Genomic DNA, 8,170 nt, shown 5'->3' with positions numbered 1-8,170 from the left:
CAAAACTTGAGGGCAAACGTGTCGGGCTGGTCCGCATGGATAGCGGTTTCTTTGCGAAGGAAATACTTGACTATCTGGAAATGAAAGGGTTACACTATATCATTGCCTGCCGTTTCAACAATCGTATAAAGTACAGTCTCACCCATGAACGCAAATGGATAGAGCTAACAGACGGATTGGAAATATCCGAAACCATCTATCAGGCAAACGGTTGGGAGAAGCCTAGACGCATTGTGATGGTCAGGCAAGAAATAGACAAGCGCCCCAAAGCTGCAGGAAAGCAAATCAAGCAACTGGAGCTTTTTGAGGATGAGCAGGATTTCGGAAAATACCGATACAGCTGCTTTGTAACAGACCTTGACCTGCCGGCCAAGATTGTATATGACTCATATCGCGGAAGAGCGGATTCTGAGAATAGGATAAAAGAATTGAAGAATGATTTCTCCATCGATGACTTTGTCACAAATAACTTCTGGGCAACAGAGGCATGTGGGAATTTCATTGTTATGGCATATAACTTTATGTCGTTGTTCAGACATGCGCTGATCAATTCCAACAAGAAGAAATTTCTGAAGACTATCCGATACGAGTTGATATCGACGCCAGCCTATCTGGGAAAAACAAAAGACAAGCACATCCTATATTTGGCTAGATCACTAAAAACACGACAATCATTCTTATCTATATGGGAAAAATTAAAGGATTTCTCTTTGCCGTACGACACAGAGAAATCCTAATGACCGATTTGGGATAAACGGTGATACGTTTGAAAAGCAATACAAGGAAGTACTCAGCGGCCACCGTGAATGGCCAGAACTTTCGCATGCAGAAGACTGGCTTGTCTTTCCCGAAAACATAGGTGAAAGCCTCTGCATTGACGAAACGGCTCCAAGCAATGGCGAGTTGTACACGATAGTAAGCAACAGATCTTCACGTGGAGGCAAAGGTACCATCGTTGCGATAGTAAAGGGTGTGGCGGCAGATGCTGTCACAAAAGCACTTATGCGCATTGGCGAGGACAAGAGACAGATAGTAAAGGAAATAACAATGGATATGTCGAATTCCATGCAGCTTATAGCCAGACGCTGTTTCCCGAATGCAATGCGTACTATAGACCGCTTTCATATACAGAAACTTACATATGATGCCTTGCAGGAGATGCGCATCGCATATAGATGGGAGGCCATTCAAGCAGATACGGAGGCCAGAGAAGAGGCCAAATTCCTGGGCAAAGCATATACTCCAATTGTGCTTGCAAACGGTGACACCCACAAGCAGTTGTTGGCTCGCAGTAGATATCTGCTTTTCAAATCACCCGACAAATGGACGGAAAGTCAGAGGAAAAGAGCAGAGGTGCTCTTTGAAATATATCCAGACCTTAAAGAGGCTTATTCTCTCACACATTCGCTAAGAATGATATTTTCCAAGAATACCATCAAAGATGCAGCAAGACTCTCGCTTGCACGCTGGTACAATAAAGTGGACGATTCCGGTTTTAAGAGTTTCCATGTTATTGCCGCCACACTTTACGAGCATTATGATGAAGTATTGAACTTCTTTGTCAATAGAGCAACTAATGCCTTTGCTGAATCATTCAATGCTAAAATAAAGGCGTTTAGAGCTGCTTTAAGAGGAGTAACGGATATAAAGTTCTTTCTTTTCAGACTTACAAAACTATATGCCTAATCCCCTTGGTTCATCGGGTGAGCCCATAATTCATGAAATAGCTATGCAAAAGAATTGACCGCTGATAGAATTCCATCATTCACCTACTATCTCTGATACATCACCCCCGTTGCGAAGTCCAACACCCATTTGTTCCTTAGCATGAATTCTGAGGATAGCATTCCAGAAACTGGCATTAGTGCATTACCCTCTGCATCCTTCAAACCTTCTATTATGTATTGGCAGTTGCTAATGACCTGTACTTCGTCATTTTGGATGTATAGCCTGGGACGCTCTGGTGTTTTGCCTAAGCAGAGAATGCTCAACGTCACATTATACAATGCGGTTTCCAGCGTATCATTGGTAAAGCCAGTTATTGTTCCATCGCCACATAATTGTCCTACACAGATTCCTGCATCATCCATCAAATGCTTGGTGATGACCGTATCGCTTGTGCCAGAATCTACCATCATCAGGTACTCCTTGTCACCATAAACAAGATCTACGACAGGGGCATTGTAATACTTCAATCCCCAAAACATCGGGAAGATGAACTTATAATCCTCAGGATAGCCCTCAAAACTTCCTGCTGACTCATGCAATGTTTCCGTCTCGTAATCAAGCACCATTTTGTTCTTCCTTAGAAACTCATGACCGACAATACCGATAAAAGGGCCGTTGAATATCTGCCCGAAATCCATATCCTCGTTTACATAGAATGTCTCGGAAAACAATCTGTTGCCAATACGAAACGACAGCAGATATCCTAGGCACTCCGCTACTTTGCCTTGGATGGAATGTATTGTCATCTTGCTATCTACAATGGCTGCATTATCCTCAAGATTAGGGATGACGGACCTGTTCAGAATGCATTTTGCAGATCCAGTGTCTACCATCATGATTCCAGTGTGAATCTGGTCATCCTTTCCCTTGAATGTAGCTTTGACAATTGGAAACTTGGTTCCTTGCATGTCTCTCAGTTTTGCTGTAAATTTCTCCATATTTATTTGTGTATAAGAAGAGCTTCCCATCATTCTTCGATGGGTTGCTCTATGTTGAACTTCTGCTTCTTAATTTGTTGAATAAGATAGCTGACAGACTTTGGTGTTTTGGCACGGCACTCTTTCAGTTGAGCATCAAAGTCTTCTTCGGACATGCCGGAATTGAAGGCTTCTATCAGCTCATTCTCTTCTGAAGAATCGAGCATGATTCCATGTCGCTTCATCAGCATGCGCAAAGCATGGATGCCTTTGTCGTACTTCGGCCTTATTGCCACGAGTGTGCGCATCACTTCCAGTCCTGGTTCACCGATGTGCATCTCGTTGAGCATCGCTATCATGTAGAGCACCTTGGCGTCTGGTATTGTCATGTCGAACATGTCGGCCAATTTCACGTTCATGTCATCCGCTTCTGCATAGCGCCCAAGCATTGTCAATGCACGTGACTTTACAAAGAGTGACTTCTGACTATCCCGGTCTCCGGAAACAGCATTTACTAATTCCAATGCCTGCTCGTACTTTCCGGCATAGAGACTGATCAAGGCGGCAAGGAACCGAGAATCATCATTGTCTGACAGGAGCAGGCCCTCTGGAACATCCGCTATACACCCCATAAGCCCTTCGTCGCAAATGAGGGTGTTGAGAAAATGGTCCGACAGCTGCATAGCTTCTTTGATGTCACCTGCCTGCGCTTTCTTGTACATCAGCAAGAGGTATTGTCTGGCAGCTTCGTCATAGTCATCCTCCTGCAACGCACGATATACAGCCTTGCCACTCTCCATCTCGTCGTTGATGAGTTGCTCGTCATTATAGTCACTTGCGTATGCTATAATTTCCTGACTTGTGTGGGCATATCGGGAAATTACCTCTTTTGTGAGGTATAGACCTTCCAATGACCGAACCCTGCTGAGCGCAACGTAGAGTTGTCCGTCCGCGAACAGTCCACGGCTAAGGTCAAGCGACATTTTGTCGAATGTCATACCCTGGCTTTTGTGTATGGTAATAGCCCACGCCAGTTTCAGAGGGTATTGGGTGAATGTGCCCGTAACCTCTTTCTTTAGTTTTCGTGATTCCCGATCATACTCATAACTCATCGAGTCCCAAGAGGCGCAAGGCACCACGTATGTTTCGCCATTATTCAAAGTCACATGGATTTCATCTTTTGTGAGCTTTACCACTTTGGCGAGTGTTCCGTTGGCCCATCGCTTCTGCTGGTCATTGCGTGTAAACATTACCTGTGCGCCGACTTTTAGATGAAGATTGAGCTCCACAGGTAACTTCTTGACATCAAACTTTCCCGCAATAGTCCCTTCGTAGGTAAATTCCTCGGAATCGATTTCTGCCAAACGCTGTTGGTTGATGCCATCAGCTGTCTTGTTGAGCGAGGCCAGCGTAATGACCATACCATCTTTGGGTTCGGGTTTGACAACGCGCCGGTTGAGAAGCATGATGTCATCAGTGGTTACCTTGTTCATGCGTACATTCTCGAGAATACGCAAGAACTTCGGGTCCTCGTCCTGTCGATATACCTTTTGGAATTCGATCTTCGCAAGGCGCATGCGTTTGATGGCATCAGCTTTGTAGAAGAAGAAATCATTCGATCGGTAGATGTCATGGAGGAGTTCTCGCTCCGCCCCCTGTCTTACAACGGGTGGCAATTGGAACATGTCACCTACGAATATGATTTGTTTTCCACCGAATGGGAGTGTCGTACGAAGTGTTCTTCGAAGCGTACAGTCGATGGCGTCCACGATGTCACATCTTACCATAGACACTTCATCGATGATGATGGTGTCAGCATGGAGAAGCGTGAGGATGCGCGCCTCGTTCATCTTTCCGCAAGTTCCTGGTGTGCAGACTTCCATGGGAAGCCCAAAGAAGGAATGAATGGTATCCCCGCCCGCCAGGATGGCTGCCACGCCGGTAGGTGCCAGTGTGATGAACTGTTTGTCGACCATCTTCTGCACGTTGCGCAGGAATGTCGTTTTTCCCGTTCCTGCACGTCCTGTGAGGAAGAAACTGCTGTTGGTGTTGGCGATGAGCTCGTATGCGAGCTGCTGCTCATGGTTCTGTGGGTCTATCTGTATGTTCTGCATATCCTACTTTTGTTCGATTTGTGGGAGAATCTGGGTGAGTCGTGTGTTGAAGTTGCTGTCCAGGAAACTCTTGTAACAGCCTTCGACGATGCCTTTAGCCTGCGCTTCGAGTTGTTCTTTAGGCAGAGTTGTCCTCCGTGCCTTCAGAACTCCTTTGAAGTAGTTGCATACCATAGCTTCCGATTCCTGGCGTATGAACTCTTCGTTACGGAACGTCTTGTTGTAGTCGCGCTTTTGCACGAGCTCCAATCTTGTGCCGTTGAAGGCATAGACTTCAATGGAGTCGATGTAGGTCCAAGTGTGGTACAGTCCCACATTCTCTACGATGACTATACGGTCACAGAACCTTACACCTTTGTAGTATCGGTGTCCGTTGGCGCTCTCATATTCCTCGCAGAGGAACATTTTCTGGCCTTCGTCCCACACCGGAACGTGAACCCTTGGGTTGCCAAACTCTGGAAGAAACTGTCTGAACAAGTCTTCGTTGATCGCTTTTGTAAGTGATGCCATATCCTGTTGTTTTTTTGTGTTGTTGTTATTTTTTTCCTGCTTCTCTATCAGCGTAGCAACTGCGCTATGCAAGTTGCTTACGCTGGGTCTCCTCAATCATTTGGCGAGAGTAGGAGAGTAACTCCCGCTCGCTAACCCAGGTACCGTGTGCCTTGGCTTGGCCTGCAAGGTAGTCCTTCAGCATGTCGATGCTCTCCTCCATGGCTGAGCGCTCGTTGAAGCATCTCCAGTTGCAGCCGCCCCAGGACTTCTGTGCGATGATGTTCGCCTTCCGGCCGTTCCATGCGAAGAGCGTGATACCGTTCAGGAAGGTGTGGGCGTAACCTTCGCCTATGTGGTAGTACACTGCCAGTCGCTTTGAGAAGCGGATAGCCCGGTAGTAGTTATTTCCAGCTGAACTGGTATAACCGAGGGTGAGAAACACGTTCTTCTCAGGATTGTAGGTGAGAGAACTGCCCGAGAGGGCTGGGAGTGCCTTTGCGGCAACAAGATTGAGAGCTGTACTCATAATCTATGTGTTTTTTGTTTTTGACGGAATAGGCCGTCACCGATAGTATTGTTTTAAGTATCTGGTATAACCAAGTTATCTTTGATTTCTGATGCAAAGTTACAACCTTCACGCTTATTCTACAAGAGTTTTTTCTGATATAACGGTTCCTGTCTATTTGGAACCATTAGCACCCTTGTGAACCTTGCCGATTTCGGTCAAGCACATGGTTGGCTGCATAGCAGATGACTATGGTTTGATGTGCATGGTCATGGCTTACTCGTAACCCTGTCGTCACTTTTATCAGAATCCACTTTGGGTTCACTTTATGCATTATGGTCTTTGTATAATGCTTCTCTTTGTAGCTTGTCATCTGTCTGGTGTCGTTTGTCATTGTAGTCGATTTTGTAGGTCATTATTATTAATAAGGTGCTAAATACATGTTATGTTCTTGCTGCTTAAAAGGCTCCGCTGAAGGTTCGGTTTTCGGAGGGGACGAACCCCACCGAAATCCGAAGTCGACAATCAGAGGATGGTATCAGGGTTGAGCCAGGTGTCATCGGGCTTGGCTATCAGTCGTGCATTCTGAAAGACAGCATCCAGGGGTAGAATCGTCTCCGGAGTGTAGTACTCGTTCTCCTTGTCAGGACTAAGTATGAGCGCGAAGTCGGGCTTGCTGCTATACGTTCCTTTCAAGTAAATGGGCATCAGCAGTTGGATCTTCCCTGTCTGTGGGCAATACATGGGCACGATAAACTTGTAGTTACGCCGGGCAATAGCTACAGCAAACGTAATTGCATCATCCAGTTTGCGACCGAGTTCATCCGAAGAAGCCGATTGTACCTCTATGGGGAAACGCTCTATACGATCTTCAATGATGTGAGTGAACTTGTCGAAGTCCTTGTCTATTGTCCAGGTCGGCTGGTATATGACCTCCTCCACCTTTTCAAAGAAATGTGGCTGCTCCGGATGAACGTCTTTTGCGAATCCGAGCTTACGCAACTCCAGTTCCTTCTTGACACGTCTCGGGCTCATCAGCAGTTCACTTCCATCCTTCTGCTTGCGGACTTCAACCACGATGAGAACCTCGTGGAAGAACTTGTCCAGCAAGTTGGTGTTGAAGACAAGGAACCAGCCGTCTTGATTATACACGAGCTTGTTTTTCGCGCCCCTTTCGGTCTCTTTCTTGAGAACCTCGAAGGTGTTCTCTATATATGACTTCAGAATGGGATGGTTGACAGTCGAAGGCTTGTTTTTGAACGACCACGTCTCTGGGATAGTACTTGCGGCGATGTCCTCAAGGAATGCAAGTCCTTCTTCCTCATTCTTGAAGTAGAGGTCTCCCCAGTGAAACATCTTGCTGGCTCGGATCTTTACATCAAGAGTCGCTTTTGTTCCCCATGACACGCCCTTGAAGTCAGATCCTTTTCCCCGCTTCTCAAACCAACCGATGATCGGCTCGCCAGTGGTATCTGCCAATCCTGTGTCGAAATACAGGTAGGTGGCGTTTTCGTCTGTTACGGCCTCGCCCGAACGGCTCCGGGCATAGCCATACTTGTTGAGGTACACAATGTTGGCTGCGTCAACAAGTGAATTGAGTTCCGTTGTGCTCACTTGTATTTCATCGGCGAGCAACTTGTTAAGTTCTGCCTTGCAGGTTTTAACCCAAATCGGTCATTAGGATTTCTCTGTGTCGTACGGCAAAGAGAAATCCTTTAATTTTTCCCATATAGATAAGAATGATTGTCGTGTTTTTAGTGATCTAGCCAAATATAGGATGTGCTTGTCTTTTGTTTTTCCCAGATAGGCTGGCGTCGATATCAACTCGTATCGGATAGTCTTCAGAAATTTCTTCTTGTTGGAATTGATCAGCGCATGTCTGAACAACGACATAAAGTTATATGCCATAACAATGAAATTCCCACATGCCTCTGTTGCCCAGAAGTTATTTGTGACAAAGTCATCGATGGAGAAATCATTCTTCAATTCTTTTATCCTATTCTCAGAATCCGCTCTTCCGCGATATGAGTCATATACAATCTTGGCCGGCAGGTCAAGGTCTGTTACAAAGCAGCTGTATCGGTATTTTCCGAAATCCTGCTCATCCTCAAAAAGCTCCAGTTGCTTGATTTGCTTTCCTGCAGCTTTGGGGCGCTTGTCTATTTCTTGCCTGACCATCACAATGCGTCTAGGCTTCTCCCAACCGTTTGCCTGATAGATGGTTTCGGATATTTCCAATCCGTCTGTTAGCTCTATCCATTTGCGTTCATGGGTGAGACTGTACTTTATACGATTGTTGAAACGGCAGGCAATGATATAGTGTAACCCTTTCATTTCCAGATAGTCAAGTATTTCCTTCGCAAAGAAACCGCTATCCATGCGGACCAGCCCGACACGTTTGCCCTCAAGTTTTG

The 8,170-nt window shown here is 45.9% G+C and carries 8 protein-coding genes; 2 read left to right on the top strand and 6 right to left on the bottom strand.

Going from position 1 to position 8,170, the window contains the following annotated elements; genetic code table 11:
• Together CIK87_RS01860 and CIK87_RS01855 are read left to right on the top strand one after the other, a co-directional pair.
• The coding region (locus tag CIK87_RS01860) for a transposase (protein WP_144008070.1) at nt 1-737 on the top strand (737 nt) is incomplete at its 5' end.
• Complete coding sequence (locus tag CIK87_RS01855; protein ID WP_094384979.1) at nt 703-1,686, top strand: transposase; 984 nt, start codon at nt 703-705, stop codon at nt 1,684-1,686. The genes CIK87_RS01860 and CIK87_RS01855, both read left to right, overlap by 35 nt.
• A gap of 86 nt (nt 1,687-1,772) precedes the next feature.
• Here CIK87_RS01855 and CIK87_RS01850 read toward each other — a convergent pair whose 3' ends face one another.
• The 6 genes from CIK87_RS01850 to CIK87_RS01825 all read right to left on the bottom strand — a co-directional run.
• On the bottom strand, nt 1,773-2,666 hold the full coding sequence (locus tag CIK87_RS01850; RefSeq protein ID WP_094384976.1) for a hypothetical protein: 894 nt from the start codon (nt 2,664-2,666) through the stop codon (nt 1,773-1,775).
• Between the two features lie 29 nt (nt 2,667-2,695).
• Entirely contained in the window at nt 2,696-4,759 is a 2,064-nt protein-coding gene (locus tag CIK87_RS01845; protein WP_094384974.1) for an AAA family ATPase, read from the bottom strand.
• A gap of 3 nt (nt 4,760-4,762) precedes the next feature.
• A complete protein-coding gene (locus tag CIK87_RS01840; protein WP_094384981.1) occupies nt 4,763-5,269 on the bottom strand; it encodes a hypothetical protein in 507 nt (168 codons plus the stop codon).
• Nucleotides 5,270-5,333: 64 nt separating this feature from the next.
• Nucleotides 5,334-5,777 (bottom strand): hypothetical protein, encoded by a 444-nt coding sequence (locus CIK87_RS01835; protein ID WP_094384972.1) that lies wholly within the window; start codon nt 5,775-5,777, stop codon nt 5,334-5,336.
• A gap of 504 nt (nt 5,778-6,281) precedes the next feature.
• Nucleotides 6,282-7,370, bottom strand: coding sequence for a DUF3825 domain-containing protein (locus CIK87_RS01830; RefSeq protein ID WP_144008071.1), 1,089 nt, complete (start codon nt 7,368-7,370; stop codon nt 6,282-6,284).
• A gap of 63 nt (nt 7,371-7,433) precedes the next feature.
• Nucleotides 7,434-8,170: transposase (locus tag CIK87_RS01825; RefSeq protein WP_144008070.1), on the bottom strand; the 737-nt coding region annotated here is incomplete at its 5' end.

Origin of the sequence: Prevotella sp. P5-64, from assembly GCF_002251285.1 — a bacterium.
In the GTDB taxonomy this organism is placed as follows: Bacteria; Bacteroidota; Bacteroidia; order Bacteroidales; family Bacteroidaceae; genus Prevotella.
This window is presented reverse-complemented; position numbering and strand designations above follow the sequence as displayed.